Below are 16,898 nucleotides of genomic sequence, written 5' to 3'. Positions count from 1 at the left end.
CACGATGTTAGCCTGCCCGCCACAGTTCAGGAAAAACCCATATCATGAGTCAACGCAAGAAGATCCCCCTGCTGGCAGCCCTGCTGCTGGCCCTGCTCGGCATGTTGTTTGCCGCTTACTGGTATCTGCACGGCCGCCATTTCGAGAGCACCGACAACGCCTATCTGCAGAGCGAGGTGACCGGTATCGGCTCCAAGCTGCCCGGCTACATCGGCGAGGTGCTGGTGACCGACAACCAGGAGGTCAAGGCCGGCCAGCTCATCGCCAGGCTGGATGACAGGGAGTACAGAACCCGGGTGCTCGAGGCCGAGGCCGATCTGCACCTCAATCAGGCGACGGCGGAGAACCTGGCCGCCACCCGCACCCAGCAACTGAGCCTGATCCGTCAGGCCGAAGCCAGGGTCGCCTCGGCCAATGCCGAGCAGGTGCGGGCCCAGCAGCAGGTGCGCCGGGTCAGTCAGCTCAATCAGCGCAACTACAGCTCCCAGGACAGCCTGGACGAGGTGCGCGCCGGTTTGCAGGTCACTCAGGCCCAGGAGCAGGAGGCCAGAGCCGCCCTGCAGGCCGCCCGTGAGCGGCTGCTGGTGCTGGACGCCGAAGCCAAGCAGAACCAGGCCAGGCTGGCACTGAGTGAAGCCCAGCTCGAACAGGCCAGACTGGAACTCGGCTACACAGAGCTGCGGGCACCGGCCGACGGCATCATCGGCAAGCGCAGCCTGCGGGAAGGACTCTATGTGCAGTCCGGCATGCAGGTGGCCAGCCTGGTGCCGCTGCAACAGGTGTGGGTCGAGGCGAATTTCAAGGAGACCCAGTTGCAGCACATGCAACCGGGCCAGCGCGTGGAGGTGATCCTGGATGCCTATCCGGATCAGCCGGTCGAGGGGATCATCGACAGCCTGGCCCCCGCCACCGGCGCCAAGTTCGCCCTGCTGCCGCCGGAGAACGCCACCGGCAACTTCACCAAGATAGTGCAACGGGTGCCGGTCAAGATCCGCATCCCCGAGCCGGGTGCACTGGCAGGCAAGCTGCTGCCGGGTCTCTCCACCGAGGTGATCGTCGACACCCGTACCCCTGAGCCCGTGGTCGCCGCCCACTGATGGAACCCATTCCACGTCGCAACTGGATCGCGGTCATGGGGGGCCTCATCGGCGCCTTCATGGCCATCCTCGACATCCAGATCACCAACGCCTCCCTGAAGGACATTCAGGGCGCCCTGTCGGCCACCCTGAGCGAGAGCTCCTGGATCTCCACCTCCTACCTGGTGGCGGAGATGATCGCCATCCCCCTCAGTGGCTGGCTGAGCCGGGGACTGAGCGTGCGCCGCTACCTGCTGTGGACCACGGGGGCCTTCATCGTCGCCTCCGTGCTCTGCTCGTTCAGCTGGAACCTCACCAGCATGATCGTCTTCCGGGCGCTGCAGGGCTTCACCGGCGGGGCGCTGATCCCCATGGCCTTCTCCCTCATCGTCAGCCTGTTGCCACTGCACAAGCGGGCCACCGGCATGGCGCTGTTCGGCCTGTGCGCCACCTTCGCCCCCGCCATAGGCCCGACCCTGGGTGGCTGGCTGACGGAGCAGCTCTCCTGGCACTATATCTTCTACCTGAACGTGCCCCCCGGCCTGCTGGTGATGGCCATGCTGGCCCACGGTCTGGACAGGAAGCCGGTGGACTGGGAGGTGATAAAACGGGTGGATCTGGTCGGCATCCTCACCATGGCGGTGGGGCTGGGTCTGCTGGAGGTGGTGCTGGAGGAGGGCAATCGGGAGGACTGGTTCGGCTCGAGCTTCATAGTGCGGCTCACCGTCATCTCTGTGGTGGCTCTGGTGTTCTTCGTCATCAGCCAGTTGCTGCGCCGCCACCCCCTGGTCAATCTGCGGCTGCTGCACAGCCCGCGCTTCGCCCTGGCCTGCTTCGCCTACCTGGTGCTCGGCATGGCGCTGATGGGGTCCATCTATGTGCTGCCGCTCTACATGGCGCAGATCCACAACTACAACGCCCTTGAGATAGGTGAGGTGCTGATGTGGATGGGCCTGCCCCAGTTGCTGGTGCTGCCCCTGGTGCCCAGGCTGGTCACCCGGATAGATCCACGCTACCTGGTGAGCTTCGGCTTCCTGGTGTTTGCCATCAGCTGCTTCATGAATGTCAACATGAGCGCCGACTACGCCGGTCCCCAGCTGATCCAGTCGCTGATCGTGCGGGCCTTGGGCCAGCCCTTCATCATGGTGCCCCTCTCCCTGGTGGCGACCGCCAGCCTGACCCCGGAGGAGATCCCCTCCTCCTCCACCCTGCTCAACGTGCTGCGCAACCTCGGGGGTGCCTTCGGCATCGCCATCATCGCCACCCTGATCGACAACGACACCCGCATCCATGCCAGTCAGATCGGCAGCACCCTGGCCGCCACCAGCATCGAGGGGCAGAGCTACCTGTTGCAGCTGGCCCAGACCATGATGGCGCAAGGCTCGGATCCGGCGCTGGCGCAGCAGCAGGCCCAGGCCATGCTGTCGAACACCATCAACCGGGAGGCCGCCATCATGGCCTACAACCAGGTGTTCTACGTGATGGGCATCTTCCTGCTCATCGCCAGCGCCCTGATGCTGCTGCTCAGGCAACCGGCCCCCAGGGCGGCGGATGCAGAACCGCTGGAGGCGTAATCCAGAAACCAGAAACGGGCCGAGCGGCCCGTTTCTTTATGGTCGACGAAGCCTGCTTATCCCGCGAGAGAGGCGGCGATCAGGAACTGGGCGGCGAAGTAGCTGCTCATGATCCAGGCCGTGGCATGGGGGAAGGGGCGGCGGAAGCGATCGAGGGCCAGCATGCTGTCGGAGAAGAGGAACATCAGTGCCCCCACCAGGGCGGCGGCACTGCCCGCGGTGAGGGAGGCGTGCCAGGCCCCGGCGGCCACCCAGGCCATGGCGATGATCACCAGCATGTAGCAGAAGACGGGGATCTTCATCTCGCCGAGCCTGCCCCACAACAAGCCGAACACCATGCCGGCCACCAGCAACAGCAGCAGGCCGTCGATCAGCTTCAGCACCAGAGGGCCCTGGGCAAAGCCGACGATGTAGCAGAGGTGGGCGACAAAAAATGCCGCCAACCCCTGAATGAAGCGATCCCTTGGCAGCATCAGCAGCACGTCACCGGCCAGCGACAGGCAGAGGCCGAGCAGGATCCAGGCATGGGAGCCGTTGTGATCGTCACTCTGGTAACCGAATGCCAATGCGATGATGAACAGCATGGTCAGCGGCTTGCTGATGTAAAACTGACGGGAGTCTGAGCCATAAGCCGCGCGGATGTGCCACCAGCCAGATGCGATGATCAAGAAACTCAATAACATGCCCTGCTCCTCACCGATTGCTCGCACTCACACGGCAACCTCTTTAGTGCACGCAAGAGTAGCAAATTCCCCCGCCCAGTGGCAGGGGGCGAAGCAGATGACACCCTACACCTAAAGTCTAATTGCCCCCTGCTCGCGGCTCGGGCATAAGAGACAGCTCTGGAGGATCACCATGGAAGACGCAATGACCAACTACCTGCCCGCCATCGATATCATGATGTGCCATCTGGGGATCAGCTTCGAACAAGCCTGTGAGCAGCTTGGTCTGAGTCAGCAAGAACAGCAGAGCCTGATCCTGCTGCAGAAACAGACTCAATCAAACTAATCCGCCCGGTATGGACATCATGATGTGCCATCCGGGGGGGCAGCGTCGAACAAGCCTGTGAGCAGCTTGGTCTGAGTCAGCAAGAACAGCAGAGCCTGATCCTGCTGCAGAAACAGACTCAATCAAACTAATCCGCCCGGTATGGACATCATGATGTGCCATCCGGGGGTCAGCTTCGAACAAGCCTGTGAGCAGCCTGGTCTGAGTCAGCAAGAACAGCAGAGCCTGATCCTGCTGCAGAAACAGACCCAGTCACACTAACCCTCCTGGCATCATGCCCACGGTATTGAAAACGGCGCCCGAAGGCGCCGTTTTTATTGGATGAGGAGTTATCAGCGAGTGGCCCGCCGGCGTTGCAGCCAGACCACGACCCCGAACAGCAGGAAGCCAGGCAACCACATCAGCTCCTTGTGCCAGCGTTCGGTTGGGGCCTTGACGACAAGGATCTCCTGGTCAAACTCCATGCCGGCCGCCGCCGCCGGACTGCCGAAGGTAACGTTGTCGATCAGGGTCTTGCCATCCTGCTCGTACAGGGTCAGCCCCAGACTGGCCAATTTCTCTTCCCCATTGGCTCCGGCAGGTACCGCCAGCAGCACGGTGGACTGACGCAGCTTGCCCACCGCATCCTCCCCCTGGATCCGCAGTCGCAGCGTACTCTCCGCTTCCACCTCGCCCAGGGTCTGGGCCAGTTGGGCCGGCGGCGTCTCACGATAGGGATCGTGCACCATATCCATCCAGAAACCGGGACGGAACAGGGTGAAGGCCACCAGCAGCAGCAGCACGTTTTCGTACCAGCGACTCTTCACCAGGAACCAGCCCTGGGTGGCGGCGGCGAAGATCAGCATGGCGACGGTGGCCACCACGAAGATCAGCACGCCGTGGGCGAAGTCCACGTCGATCAGCAGCAGATCGGTGTTGAAGATGAACAGGAACGGCAGCGCCGCGGTGCGCAGGCTGTAGTAGAAGGCGGTGATCCCGGTCTTGATGGGATCCCCCTTGGAGACGGCGGCCGCCGCGAACGAAGCCAGTCCCACCGGCGGGGTCACATCCGCCATGATGCCGAAATAGAACACGAACAGATGGACCGCGATGAGCGGCACGATGAGGCCGTTCTGCTGCCCGAGCGTCACCACCACGGGGGCCAGCAGGCTGGACACCACGATGTAATTGGCGGTGGTGGGCAGCCCCATGCCGAGGATCAGGCTCAGCAGGGCGGTAAGGAGCAGCATCAGCAGCAGGTTGCCCATGGAGAGCATCTCTACCAGATCCGCCAGCACCAGGCCGACCCCGGTCTGGGAGACGGCACCGACTATGATGCCGGCGGTGGCGGTGGCGATACCGATGCCGATCATGTTGCGGGCACCGGCCACCAGACCTTCCTTCAAGTCCACCAGACCATCACGGGTCGAGCCGTAGTCATGCTTGCCGTCGGTGCGCAGCCAGTTCAGCAGCGGCCGCTGGGTCAGCAGGATGATCACCAGCATGACGGTGCCCCAGAAGGCCGACAGCCCGGGCGAGAGGCGCTCCACCATCAGGCACCATACCAGTACCACCACCGGCAGCAGGAAGTGCAGGCCGGAGAGCAGCACGGCACGGGTATTGGGCAGCTCGGTCAGCGGCTGGCCCGGATCCTCGGCGGGCAGCGGCGCATTGCTGGCCGCTATCTTCAGCAGGCCCAGATAGACGGCCGCCAGCAGCAGGGCGATCCCGGGCAGGGCATAGTCTCCCAGCGCCGGCTTGAGCCAGCCCAAGCCGTAGTAGACAGCCATCGACAGGCCGCTGATGAGGGTGGCACCGAAGGCGAAGCCAGTCAGGCGACGCAGCCAAGGCTTGGGTTGATGGCCGCCGATGGGCTCCATGCCGAGCTTGAGCGCTTCCAGATGGACGATGTAGAGCAGCGCGATATAGGAGATGGCCGCCGGCAGGAAGGCGTGCTTGATGATCTCCACGTAGGGAATGCCCACGTACTCCACCATCAGGAAGGCCGCTGCCCCCATCACGGGGGGCATGATCTGGCCGTTGACCGAAGAGGCCACCTCGACCGCCCCCGCCTTCTCCTTGGAGAAACCGACCCGCTTCATCATGGGAATGGTGAAGGTGCCCGTGGTGACCACGTTGGCGATGGAGGAGCCGGAGATGACGCCGGTCAGGGCCGAGGCCACCACGGCCGCCTTGGCAGGGCCACCACGCAGGTGACCGAGCAGGCTGAAGGCCAGCTGGATAAAGTAGTGCCCGGCACCGGCCCGTTCCAGCAGGGCGCCGAACAGCACGAACAGGAACACGAAACTGGTGGAGACCCCTAGGGCGATGCCGAACACCCCCTCGGTGGTGATCCACTGGTGGTTCGCCAACGCGGTGAAGCTCACCCCGCGGTGAGCCAGCAGCCCCGGCATCCAGGGGCCAGCCAGGCTGTAGGCGAGAAACACCAGGGCGATCACCGCCAGGGCCGGGCCCAGGGCGCGGCGAGCCGCCTCCAGCAGCAGCGGGATGCCGATGCAGGCGGTGACCAGATCGGCGGTGGTGAGGTTGCCGGGACGCTGGGCCAGGGCCTCATACATGACGAACAGATAAGCGGCCGCACTGGCGGCAATCAGACCGAAAGCGATGTCGCCGAGCGGTACCCTGTCTCTGGGGGAACGCCGGAAGGCCGGAAACACCAGATAGGCCAGCAGCAGGGCGAAGGTCAGGTGAATGGCACGGGTTTCGGTGTCATTGAGTACGCCGACCCCGAAAATGAAGGGGAGCGGCGAGGCGATCCAGAGCTGGAACAGAGACCAGGCTAGCGCCAGCCCGGTGATCAGCCAGCCCATGAGACCCAGCGGTAGCCGAGCGCCCACATCCTGGGCGATCAGTTCCTCGGTAGAGAGTTGTTTTTCTTGCATAGGGTTAACTTTTGCCTGCGAGTACAACGACACGACACCCGCTGCCGGTGTGGCAGGCGGGTGTCGAAGAGAACGATGGAAGGCCGGCAGGCCTTCAATCAGAGCCAGCCACGCTCTTTGTAGTAGCGTACGGCACCTTCATGCAGGGGCGCGGAGAGACCCACCTTGATCATGTCGGCCTCTTTCAGGTCGGCAAAGGCCGGATGCAGACGCTTGAAGCGGTCCAGATTGTCGAACACCGACTTCACCAGCTGGTAGACCACTTCCGGATCGGCCTTGGCACTGGTGGAGAGCACCGCCTTGCCACCGATGGACGGGGTCGGCTTGTCGCTGCCCTTGTAGATGCCACCCGGGATCTCGGCCTTGGTGTAGTAGCTCTTCTCGGCCAGCAGCTTGTCGATGTCGGCACCGGTCACGGGCACCAGTACGGCATCCGTGGTGGTGGACGCTTCCTGGATGGCACCGTTCGGGTGACCGACGAAGTAGCTCATGGCGTCGATGTTGTTGTCACCCAGAGCGGAGGCCTGCTCGGCCGGCTTCAGCTCGGAGACCAGGCCGAAGTCGCTCTTCTTCCAGCCCTTGACCGCCATGATCTCTTCCATGGTGTCACGCTGGCCGGAGCCCGGGTTGCCGATGTTGACGCGTTTGCCCTTCAGGTCATCGAAGCCGGCGATCTTGGCGTCGCGGCGGGCGAGAATGGTGAACACTTCGCTCTGCAGGGAGAAGACGGCGCGGATGTCATCCATGGCCCCCTCGGCCTGGAAGGGCGGCAGCCCCTTCATCGCCTTGTACTGGTGGTCGGACTGCATGATGCCGAAGTTGAACTCACCGCTGCGGATGCCGTTGACGTTGGCCACGCCACCGCCACTGGCCGGCGCGTTGCACTTGATCTGGTGATCGGCGGCGCCGCGATTGAGGAAACGACAAATGGACTGGCCCGCCACGTAGTAGACGCCGGTCTGACCACCGGTGCCTATGGTCACGAAGCGCTCCTGCGCTTGCAGCGGACCACCGAAAGTAGCACCGACCAGGGCAGCCGACAGGGCGCACGCCAAGGATAATCCTTTCATGTTCTTCATCCTTTTCATTGATTTATCTCACCCGATTCCCGGGTGAATATGAGACGGACCCGCATCAAGACTGGGTCTGCCTATACAGCCTCGTACGAGGAAATGGTCGAGCGGCGAACGCCCTTCCATAAGCCACCATCATCCTGCGGTGAGATAATCAGCGTCATGCCGATCGGAGGTGATCTGACCACAACCTGGTCAGCTCAAAAGATTTAACGCCCCTGATTAAGCACATAGCGCCAACATAAATCAAACAAAACAGCAAAATGGCGGATTTAAATAGCGAGAATTTTGAAGCGGATCATTTATTTCTCTGCCGAAGATTAATTACATGAGCCGGTGAATGGAAGCAATAAAAAAGCAGTCAGAGTCTTTTGTAACCCTTTGCTGGCAAGGGCTAGCATCTTGGTTCGTTATATCGAAATAACGGCCATATCCAGCATGAATACCATCTTGATGACGGCGATATCGCCAAGATGCAGGAACCCCGATCGACCGTCGTCACCGACGGCTTGACCGGGGTTCTGTTACAACTCGTTTTCATCTACCCCTGACGATCACGCCTTGCTACCGGCCAGCTCCAGGATAAAGGCGAATTCCAGGGCGATGTCCTCATAAGCCTTGAAGCGTCCCGACTTGCCGCCGTGGCCGGCGTCCATGTCGGTGCTCAGCAACAGCTGGTTGTTATCCGTCTTCAGCTCACGCAACTTGGCAACCCATTTGGCGGGCTCCCAATACTGCACCTGGGAGTCGTGCAGCCCGGTGGTGACCAGCAGGTTGGGGTAGGCTTGCGCCTTGACCTGATCGTAGGGGCTGTAGCTCTTCATGTAGTCGTAGTAGCGCTTCTGGTTCGGGTTGCCCCATTCGTCGTACTCCCCGGTAGTAAGGGGAATGGACTCGTCCAGCATGGTGGTGACCACGTCGACGAAGGGTACCTGGGCGACCACACCGCGATAGAGCTGGGGTGCCTGATTGATGACGGCCCCCATCAGCAGGCCGCCGGCGCTGCCGCCCATGGCGTAGACCTGATCCCTGGCGCCATAACCCTGGGCCACCAGTGCCTCGGTCACGTCGATGAAGTCGTGGAAGGTATTCTGTTTCTTCAGCAGTTTGCCATCTTCATACCAGGGACGCCCCAGCTCCTCGCCACCCCGGATGTGGGCGATGGCATAGACGAAGCCTCTGTCCAGCAGGCTCAGGCGTGAGCTGCTGAAGTCGGGATCCATGCTGGCGCCGTAGGAACCGTAGCCATAGACCAGCAGCGGGTTCTTGCCCTCCTTCTTGAACAGATCCTTGCGATAGACCAGCGACACCGGCACGTCCACACCGTCGCGGGCGGTCACCCAGACTCGCTCGCTGGCATACTGATCCGCCTTGAAGCCCGCCACCGGCTGCTGCTTGAGCAGGGTGCGCTTGCCGCTGTCCATGTTCAGTTCATAGGTGGATGAGGGCGTGGTCATGGAGGAGTAGCCATAGCGCAGGGCGCTGGTGTCCGGCTCCGGGTTGTAGGCGAGCCAGGTGACATAGGCGGGATCGTCGAAGGCGATCTCTTTCTGCTCGCCGCTCTGCCAGTTGAGCTGGCGCAGCCGGGTCAGCCCCTTGCTGCGCTCCTCCAGCACCAGCCAGTCCCTGAACAGGGCATAGCTCTCCAGCAGCACGTCCGGATTGGGGGCGATCACCGCCTTCCAGCGATCCACCGGGCTCTCCCTGGTCTCGTAGAGGCCGAAGTTCTTGCCGTCCTTGTTGGAGCGCACATAGAAGCGGCCGCGGTAGTGATCCAGGCTGTATTCGTGATCCACCTGACGGGGCAGGAACAGCCGCGGCGCCTGGACCGGCGTGTTGGCATCGATGAGACGCGCCTCGCTGGTGGTGGTGCTGGAGAGGGCGATGACGATGAAGTCTTCCGAGGTGGTGGCGTAGAGGCTCACATAGAAGGAGTCATCCTTCTCCTCGTAGACCAGCTTGTCCTTCGCGGGATCGCTGCCCAGCTCGTGGCGATAGACCTGATAGGGCAGCAGGGTCTTGGGGTGCTTGCGCACATAGAACACCGTCTTGCTGTCGTTGGCCCACACCAGGTTGCCCGAGGTGTTCTCGAGCTTGTCGGCAGCCCAGGCGCCGCTCTCCAGATCGAGGAACTGGATCTGGTACTGACGGCGGGAGAGGAAGTCTTCCGCCACCGCCAGCCAGCGGTTGTTGCGGCTCACCTCCAGGGCCCCCAGCGAATAGAACTCGTGACCTTCGGCGCGCTGGTTGCTGTCCAGCATCAGGTTCGACGCCTGCTGGCCCTCCACCTTGCTGCGGGAGTAGATGGCGTACTCCTTACCCGGCTCATAACGGGTCTGATAGCGGTAGCCATTCTTCACATAGGGCACCGACTCGTCCTGCTGGGGGATGCGGGCCACCATCTCCTTGTAGAGCTGGTCACGCAACGGCTGGACCGGCTTGAGCATGGCCTCGGTGTAAGCGTTCTCGGCCTTGAGATAGTCCAGCACCTCGGGCTTCTGCCGCTCGTCGTCACGCAGCCAGTAGTAGTTGTCGATCCGGACGTCCCCGTGCTTTTTCAGGGTATGGGGATGCTTGGCGGCCACAGGGGGCAGGATGGGGGTTTCGCTTGTCGGCATGACGGACTCTTCATTGGCATGGGTACAGGGCACGGCAACCAGACAAGCCAGCAGCAGCAACCCTCGGGGAAAGATGAACATGTCGCATCCTTTGCGCTGTAACAGGGCAGGCTGGCTCGCGGGGAGCGCCATGAATTGACGATCAAGCCGCCGCCGCTCGCTCCGCCGGTGCGGAATCAAGGCTGGCAAACCGGAACATCGCCCCTGAGAAAATAAAGTGGCGATCAATCTGCCCCTTGTCGCCCTGGGTTGCAAGTGATCCCCTGACATTCGGCACGAAACCATGAAAAAGGGCCACCCTCTCACAAGGGTGGCCCTCCAGCTCTGGTCATGAACGACACGGGTTCGCTCAGGTGTGCCTCACATGATGGAGTTGTGCCGACTCATGACCAGTGTTCGTCAGCCGGAATAGCTCGACCAGACGGTGGTCGCGCCCTCCTCACTGATGCTCAGCACCTGATAGGGCTGACCGGGGATGTCCATGCCCGGCGCACTCTGGGGCATGCCCGGAATGGTCAGGCCACGGATCGCCGGTTTTTCCTTGAGCATCTTCTGCACGTCGGCAGCGGGCACATGTCCCTCCACCACATAACCATTCACCACCCCGGTGTGGCAGGAGGCCAGTTGCGGGGTGATGCCATGCTGCTGCTTGATGGGATCGAGCTGCTCGGTTTCCACGACCTTGACCTCGAAGCCGTTATCTTCCATGTGCTTGACCCAGGTCTCGCAGCAGCCGCAGTACTTGGATTTGTAGACGGTCATCTGCTCCGTTGCCAGGGCAGAGAAACTGATGGTACCGGCCAGCAGGGCCAGTAACAGGGACTTGTACATAACTCACCTCAGATAAGAAGAAATACCCAATGAACAGGGGACAAATCGACTCAACCGAGTGTGCGAGGGGGACGCTCCAGCCGTGCCCTCGGGGCATCCGGCACATAGAGAGAAGGGGAGAGGTAATCCGGGGAGTCAGGTTCCAGCATGGCCACCGTCAGGCTGTCGCCGGTCAGCACCGTCATGGCGAGGGCCGACGTGAAGCTGCCACAGGGCATGGCCTTCTCCAGAGTGCGCTCGCTCTGACTGCAGTGGGGCGTCAGGGTACAAAGATCGGTCGCGGCCCGGCTGCCAAACGACATCAACACCAGCACCAGACTCCACAGGGGGAGCCAGCGACGGGCGTGAGCGAGTTGGCGACGGGTAAAAACCATGACATGACTCAGTAATCAAAGGAGGCCTATGGTAACCCCTGGCCCCGGGGGAGGGTCAAGCCTGCCACCTGAGGGAGATCAAAAGAGGGTGAGATGGGCCGAAGGCCATGGCACACTCCCCCTGACAGCGTGGCGCCAAGAGAGGTGCGTACTACCAAGGCCTTCTCGTCCACCACTGGCGGCTCAGGGCGCTTCTTGATAACGTCGCCATTCGATGCATCTTATTCGCCGACACGAGTCCCGCTCAGGTTATGACCCCATGAAACGCATTCTGGTTATTTTCTCGCACCCGGCGCTGCAGAGCTCCCGGGCCAACCGGCAACTGCTGCAGGCCATCGACGGCCTGGAGGGGGTCACCCTGCACGACCTCTATCAGCAGTACCCGGACATGTATATAGACGTGAAGCGCGAGCAGGCACTGCTGGCGGAGCACGATCTCATCGTCTTCCAGCACCCCTTCTACTGGTACTCCTGCCCCGCCATCATGAAGGAGTGGATGGACCTGGTGTTGGAATATGGCTATGCCTACGGCCCGGAGGCTCATGCCCTGGCCGGCAAGCAGTGGCTCTCCGCCATCACCACCGGGGGCGCCCCCGAATCTTATTGCAGCGCGGGTTACAACCAGCGGCCCCTGCTCGACTTCCTGCTGCCGTTCCAGCAGACGGCGCAGCTCTGCGGCATGCACTGGCTGCCTCCCTTCGTACTGCACTCCTTCCACAAGCTCAAGGATCCTCAGGCCCTGCACCGCTGCGGCCAGGACTATCGTCAACTGCTCTGCGCCCTGCGCGATGAACAACTGACCCCGGCCCAGCTGGGTGCGAGCCCTTATCTGCGCGATCTGCTGGAGGTGCTCTGATGGGACATGGCTTGCTGTTTGACGCCTTGATCTACCTCTCGGCGGCGGTGATCGCCGTGCCGCTGGCCAAGCGCTGGGGGTTGGGGTCCGTGCTCGGTTATCTGCTGGCGGGCATCATCATAGGTCCCTTCCTGCTGGGGCTGGTGGGGGAGCAGAAGGATGTGATGCACTTCGCCGAGTTCGGGGTAGTGCTGATGCTGTTCCTGGTCGGGCTGGAGCTGCGTCCCGCCCTGCTGTGGCAGTTGAAGGGCCCCATCCTGGGGACAGGTGGCCTGCAGGTACTGCTCACCACCGCCGCCCTGACCGGGGTGGGCTATCTCATCGGCCTGCCCTGGCAACAGGGGCTCGCCATCGGCCTCATTCTGGCACTCTCCTCCACCGCTATCGTGCTGCAGAGCCTGCAGGAACGTAAACTGATGCAGAGCGAGAGCGGCCGTTCCGCCTTCGCTGTGCTGCTGTTCCAGGACATCGCCGTCATCCCCATCCTGGCTATCCTGCCGCTGCTCGCCATCGCGCCGGTAGCCAGCAACGGCAATCCGGATCTGGCGGGCTGGCAGCACGGTCTGCTGGTGGTTGCCGCCATCGCCGGCATAGTACTGGGCGGCCACTACCTGATGCGGCCGGTATTTCGTGCCATCGCTCAATCCCACATGCGGGAGATCTTCGTCGCCGCAGCCTTGCTGCTGGTGATCGCCATCGCGGTGCTGATGGAGTCGGTGGGGCTCTCCCCCGCCCTGGGCTCCTTCCTCGCCGGGGTGGTGCTGGCCGACAGCGAGTATCGCCACGAGCTGGAGGCGGACATAGAGCCGTTCAAGGGACTGCTGCTCGGCCTGTTCTTCATGTCGGTGGGGGCCGGCATCGACTTCGGCCTGTTTGCCGCCCATCCCCTGCTCATTCCGTCCCTGGTGGTAGGCCTGATGGTCTTGAAATGGGGGGTCCTGATGGTGCTCGGCCTGATCATTCGCATCTCACCGAGCCAGCGCTGGACCTTCGCCCTGGCGCTTGCCCAAGGGGGGGAGTTCGCCTTTGTGCTGTTTTCATTCGCCACCCAGAACAAGGTGCTGCCCAGTGACATCATCTCGCTGCTGACCCTGGTGGTGGCGCTCTCCATGGCGCTGACGCCGCTCTTGCTGATCCTCAACGATCGGGTGATCCAGCCATGGTTCGACTACCGCAACCAGGCCGACACACCCGAGCACGAACAACCCGAGCTGGTCGAGCACCCCGTCATCATCGCCGGTTTTGGCCGCTTCGGTCAGATAGTCGGACGTCTGCTGCACGGTCACGGCATCGGCACCACCATCCTCGAACAGGACGCCAGCCAGATAGAGATGCTGCGCAAGTACGGCTATCAGGTATTCTACGGGGATGCCAGCAGACTCGACCTGCTCCATGCCGCTGGCGCCCACAAGGCCAGGCTGCTGGTGCTCTCCATCAACGATCCGGCCACCTCTCTCGAGGTGATCGAGATGGTGAAGAAACACTTCCCGCACCTCAAGATACTGGCCCGCGCCCAGGACAGGCCCCATGCTCACGAGATCCTCCGTCACGGCGTCGACAGCGTGCACCGGGAAACCCTGGGTTCGGCCGTGGATCTGGGGGTAGAAGCACTGACCCAGCTGGGATTTCGGGCCAATCAGGCCTGGCGTGCGGGCCAGGTGTTCAAGCAGTATGACAACCGGCTGCTGCGGGAACAGGTCAACTACCTGGATGATGAACACACCTATATCAACAAGAGCCTGCAATACCGCGAGATCCTCTCCGATCTGCTGCAAGACGATCAGGAAGGACAGGAGCGTACCCACGCTCACAACTGGAACAGCGGTCTGCCCGACAACGACAAGGAAGCAATATGATTGCCTATTATCCCATGCTCAAACACCTGCACATGACCCTGGCCCTGGTCAGCCTGTTGCTGTTCATCTACCGCTGGAGCCTGGCACTGGCTGGCAGCGGGCGATTGCAACAGAAGTGGCTCAAGGTGCTGCCCCATATCAACGACACTTTCCTGCTGCTGTTTGGCGTGCTGCTGGCGGTGACCCTGCAGATGAGCCCGGGGCAACAGCCCTGGCTGATGGCCAAGCTGATCGCCCTGGTAGTCTACATAGGTCTCGGGGTCATGGCGCTCAAGCGTCCTGCTCGCGGCCAGAAGTTGGTGGCCGGTGTGGCGGCGCTGGCGGTGTTTGGTTACATGATTGGCGCCGCCATCACCAAGTCAGCCTGGTCCTGGGTGGCCTGATCCCCTCTTTGCCGGTGAGGGCTCAGTCCCTCACCCCCTTTCCACCTCCCCCTCTCATTCTCCCTACACATTTCCCCCCGACCGTGACAATAGGGGAAAAGAAGCGAACGCTTTATTTTGGCAAAAAAAGGCTCCATACAACCCCCTTCATTTTTGTTTTTATGATATTTATCAATTTCTTATCTTGATATGTATGAAAATGGCGACAGTTGTCGCAGCAAAACTTGCGACATAGACTGTCGCATGTCATGGCTAGGATACACTCAACGCTAAACCAGTGAAGGCATGCACCATGAGTAAGAAGCTGTTACGACAACTGACCTTGGCGCGTTGCATCCCGCACCGCCCTTACAAGCTGACCGCCAGCCAGCTCCAGGTAAAACTGGAAGAGGAAGGCATTCACGTCAGTCTGCGTACCGTGCAACGGGATCTGGAAGAGATGTCCGGCATGGGACTGTTCGACCTCACCTCCGATGAGCGCAGCAAACCTCACGGTTGGTGCTTCGAGCGCCACGGACTGAACGACTTTGCCAACATCATGCCGCTCTCGCTGGCGGTGGCCCTTAAAACCTGGAGTGATCAGGCGAGCCAACTGCTACCGGCGAGTGTATTGACCGAGTTGAATCCTCTGGTCGACAAGGCCAGCCAGGTGATCCGGGACAGTCAGAGCGAGCTGGCGGAACGTTGGCTCGAGAGCGTGCATCAGTCGCCGCGCCCATTTGCCGGCAACCCGGAGATCCGCCGCAGCACCCTGATCCGCGACGCCCTCTGGCGTGGTCGCAAGTTCAGCGCCGAGATCCAGCGCGTCATCAAGGAGCGCACCGTGTGGCTCTGTTATGACCGTATCAATCCGCTCGGGATCCTGAACCAGCCCGATGGCCCCATCCTGCTCTGCACCCTGTCCGAGCTGGATCCCAAGGTCTACGGCATTCCGTTCGATCACATAAAGAATGTGGAACTGACCAACTTCAGCGCCACCCAGCCGAAGGATTTCAATGTCCAGAGGCTGATCCGCGACCAGGGCTATCAGGACGTCAGCGGTCCGATCCGCTTCGTCGGGCGCATAGACGCCAACTGCCCCACCCTGATCGATGGGCAGATCCCGGGACACAACCCACGCATGACCCGCTACGACAAGCGCAGCGTGGTGGTGGAGACCGAGGTCCAGGATACGCCCGAGTTCCGCTCCTGGTTGAACAACATGAGCGGCAACCTGGAAGTATTGGCACCGGAGTCCCTGCGCAAGGCATATCCGACACCGGGTACCCGGGTCAGCTGAGCACAATCGGATGAATGATGAAAAGCCGAGCATGAGCTCGGCTTTTGTCTGTTTTTCACACATATTTATTCAATTAATTTTTAACTCTTACATCCCAGATTGAACCTTCTGTACCATCGTTTTCCTCCCTGTTTTTGGTTGTAAGAGATCCGCCATTCCTCCTGTAAGACCCCTCAGTGTTGAGCCGTACGTGAAGCCATCCCGAGAGCCCCATGCTTTCCTGAGAAACTAAATAAGACACTGATAAAAAAGACAAATTAAGATTAATGGTTGATATCTATTCAGCATCCGACGCTATCTGATGGCCTTTCATGCCTTGTTCCTGCCCACGATTGCCTTAGTATGGGTCTCACAAGGATGGCTGGTTCGGCAGGATGCAGGAACAGCGCATAAATAGGAAAAGCCACAGGACGTGGCAGGACACCTCAGGATGAGGTTGATAACCCGGATGGTTATCACAAGGAATGACAGGACAACCGCAGGATGCGGTCGAAGGACACCTCGGGATGAGGCAGGGTGGCACGGATAGTCACTCTTCAGGATGACAGGAACCCCGCAGGAGCGGCAGGAACAGCTTCAGGATGAAGCGAGATGACCAGGGTGGTTATCTGTCAGGATGACGCAAGGAACACCACTGGATGTGGTAATGGACACCTCCAGGATGGAGAGGGTGAAGCAATCAGGAGTGATTGCCAGGCTAGGATGGCCACAGGACACCCCAATGGAATGGGAAGGGGAAATTCCAAAGGAAAGGATAGAGTCAAGGATTGCAGGGAGCATGGCAGTTCAGGGACTGGACGAGATGACTTGAGGGGACGGCACACGCCGTCCCCTTTTCTTTATACCCACTTCAGCGAATCAGCCCATCCTGGGGTCGCGCTTACCCCATGTCCCGAAGTGTTGCCTGAATCACCTCACCCGCAGGCATAAGGAGCATCGCGTGGACGACTCCTGGCCACAGTTATCGAAACCAATATCTGTAGTGGTCAACTAAATCCGGACACTTGGTTAGGCCGATCCTCGGCTTTTGCTGGCGCGATCCCGTCATTGTGTTGATGTGGACGCCGCCAGTTGTAGTAATCCATCAG

13 protein-coding genes are annotated in these 16,898 nt (G+C 61.2%); 7 read left to right on the top strand and 6 right to left on the bottom strand.

Annotated features, from left to right (window positions below):
- The first annotated feature begins 44 nt into the window (after nucleotides 1-44).
- Both ACB039_RS15425 and ACB039_RS15420 read left to right on the top strand, forming a co-directional pair.
- On the top strand, nucleotides 45-1,097 hold the full coding sequence (locus ACB039_RS15425; protein WP_139750944.1) for an HlyD family secretion protein: 1,053 nt from the start codon (nucleotides 45-47) through the stop codon (nucleotides 1,095-1,097).
- Entirely contained in the window at nucleotides 1,097-2,650 is a 1,554-nt protein-coding gene (locus tag ACB039_RS15420) for a DHA2 family efflux MFS transporter permease subunit (RefSeq protein WP_043131284.1), read from the top strand. The genes ACB039_RS15425 and ACB039_RS15420 overlap by 1 nt, the downstream gene beginning before the upstream one ends.
- Nucleotides 2,651-2,706: 56 nt before the next feature.
- On the opposite strand, the gene ACB039_RS15415 is transcribed toward ACB039_RS15420, so the two are convergent.
- Entirely contained in the window at nucleotides 2,707-3,333 is a 627-nt protein-coding gene (locus ACB039_RS15415) for a lysoplasmalogenase (protein ID WP_042650024.1), read from the bottom strand.
- Between the two features lie 172 nt (nucleotides 3,334-3,505).
- Here ACB039_RS15415 and ACB039_RS15410 point away from each other — a divergent pair, with 172 nt between their 5' ends.
- The gene (locus tag ACB039_RS15410) at nucleotides 3,506-3,658 is read left to right on the top strand and encodes a hypothetical protein (protein WP_081934535.1); all 153 of its coding nucleotides are present in this window, start codon (nucleotides 3,506-3,508) and stop codon (nucleotides 3,656-3,658) included.
- Between the two features lie 332 nt (nucleotides 3,659-3,990).
- On the opposite strand, the gene ACB039_RS15405 is transcribed toward ACB039_RS15410, so the two are convergent.
- From ACB039_RS15405 to ACB039_RS15385, 5 genes are all read right to left on the bottom strand, one after another.
- Nucleotides 3,991-6,540 (bottom strand): TRAP transporter permease, encoded by a 2,550-nt coding sequence (locus tag ACB039_RS15405; protein WP_371165980.1) that lies wholly within the window; start codon nucleotides 6,538-6,540, stop codon nucleotides 3,991-3,993.
- Between the two features lie 98 nt (nucleotides 6,541-6,638).
- Nucleotides 6,639-7,610, bottom strand: coding sequence for a TAXI family TRAP transporter solute-binding subunit (locus ACB039_RS15400; protein WP_042650028.1), 972 nt, complete (start codon nucleotides 7,608-7,610; stop codon nucleotides 6,639-6,641).
- Between the two features lie 557 nt (nucleotides 7,611-8,167).
- Nucleotides 8,168-10,312, bottom strand: coding sequence for a S9 family peptidase (locus ACB039_RS15395; RefSeq protein ID WP_371165979.1), 2,145 nt, complete (start codon nucleotides 10,310-10,312; stop codon nucleotides 8,168-8,170).
- A gap of 318 nt (nucleotides 10,313-10,630) precedes the next feature.
- Nucleotides 10,631-11,062 (bottom strand): DUF411 domain-containing protein, encoded by a 432-nt coding sequence (locus tag ACB039_RS15390; RefSeq protein WP_005332167.1) that lies wholly within the window; start codon nucleotides 11,060-11,062, stop codon nucleotides 10,631-10,633.
- Nucleotides 11,063-11,112: 50 nt separating this feature from the next.
- The gene (locus ACB039_RS15385) at nucleotides 11,113-11,436 is read right to left on the bottom strand and encodes a hypothetical protein (RefSeq protein WP_171273046.1); all 324 of its coding nucleotides are present in this window, start codon (nucleotides 11,434-11,436) and stop codon (nucleotides 11,113-11,115) included.
- Between the two features lie 259 nt (nucleotides 11,437-11,695).
- On the opposite strand from ACB039_RS15385, the gene ACB039_RS15380 reads away from it, so the two are divergent.
- The 4 genes from ACB039_RS15380 to ACB039_RS15365 all read left to right on the top strand — a co-directional run bounded on the left by ACB039_RS15380 (nucleotide 11,696) and on the right by ACB039_RS15365 (nucleotide 15,810).
- Complete coding sequence (locus tag ACB039_RS15380; RefSeq protein WP_042650020.1) at nucleotides 11,696-12,292, top strand: NAD(P)H-dependent oxidoreductase; 597 nt, start codon at nucleotides 11,696-11,698, stop codon at nucleotides 12,290-12,292.
- The gene (gene kefC, locus ACB039_RS15375) at nucleotides 12,292-14,148 is read left to right on the top strand and encodes a glutathione-regulated potassium-efflux system protein KefC (protein WP_371165978.1); all 1,857 of its coding nucleotides are present in this window, start codon (nucleotides 12,292-12,294) and stop codon (nucleotides 14,146-14,148) included. Before ACB039_RS15380 ends, kefC begins: the two co-directional genes overlap by 1 nt.
- Nucleotides 14,145-14,531, top strand: coding sequence for a SirB2 family protein (locus ACB039_RS15370; protein ID WP_005332163.1), 387 nt, complete (start codon nucleotides 14,145-14,147; stop codon nucleotides 14,529-14,531). The genes kefC and ACB039_RS15370 overlap by 4 nt, the downstream gene beginning before the upstream one ends.
- 292 nt (nucleotides 14,532-14,823) lie before the next feature.
- On the top strand, nucleotides 14,824-15,810 hold the full coding sequence (locus tag ACB039_RS15365) for a YafY family protein (RefSeq protein ID WP_043131274.1): 987 nt from the start codon (nucleotides 14,824-14,826) through the stop codon (nucleotides 15,808-15,810).
- Nucleotides 15,811-16,898 lie beyond the last annotated feature (1,088 nt).

The organism is Aeromonas sp. S2(2024) (assembly GCF_041402505.1).
Classification (GTDB): Bacteria; Pseudomonadota; Gammaproteobacteria; order Enterobacterales; family Aeromonadaceae; genus Aeromonas; species Aeromonas media.
The sequence above is the reverse complement of the archived record's forward strand: the minus strand, read 5'-3'. Positions and strand labels throughout refer to the sequence as shown.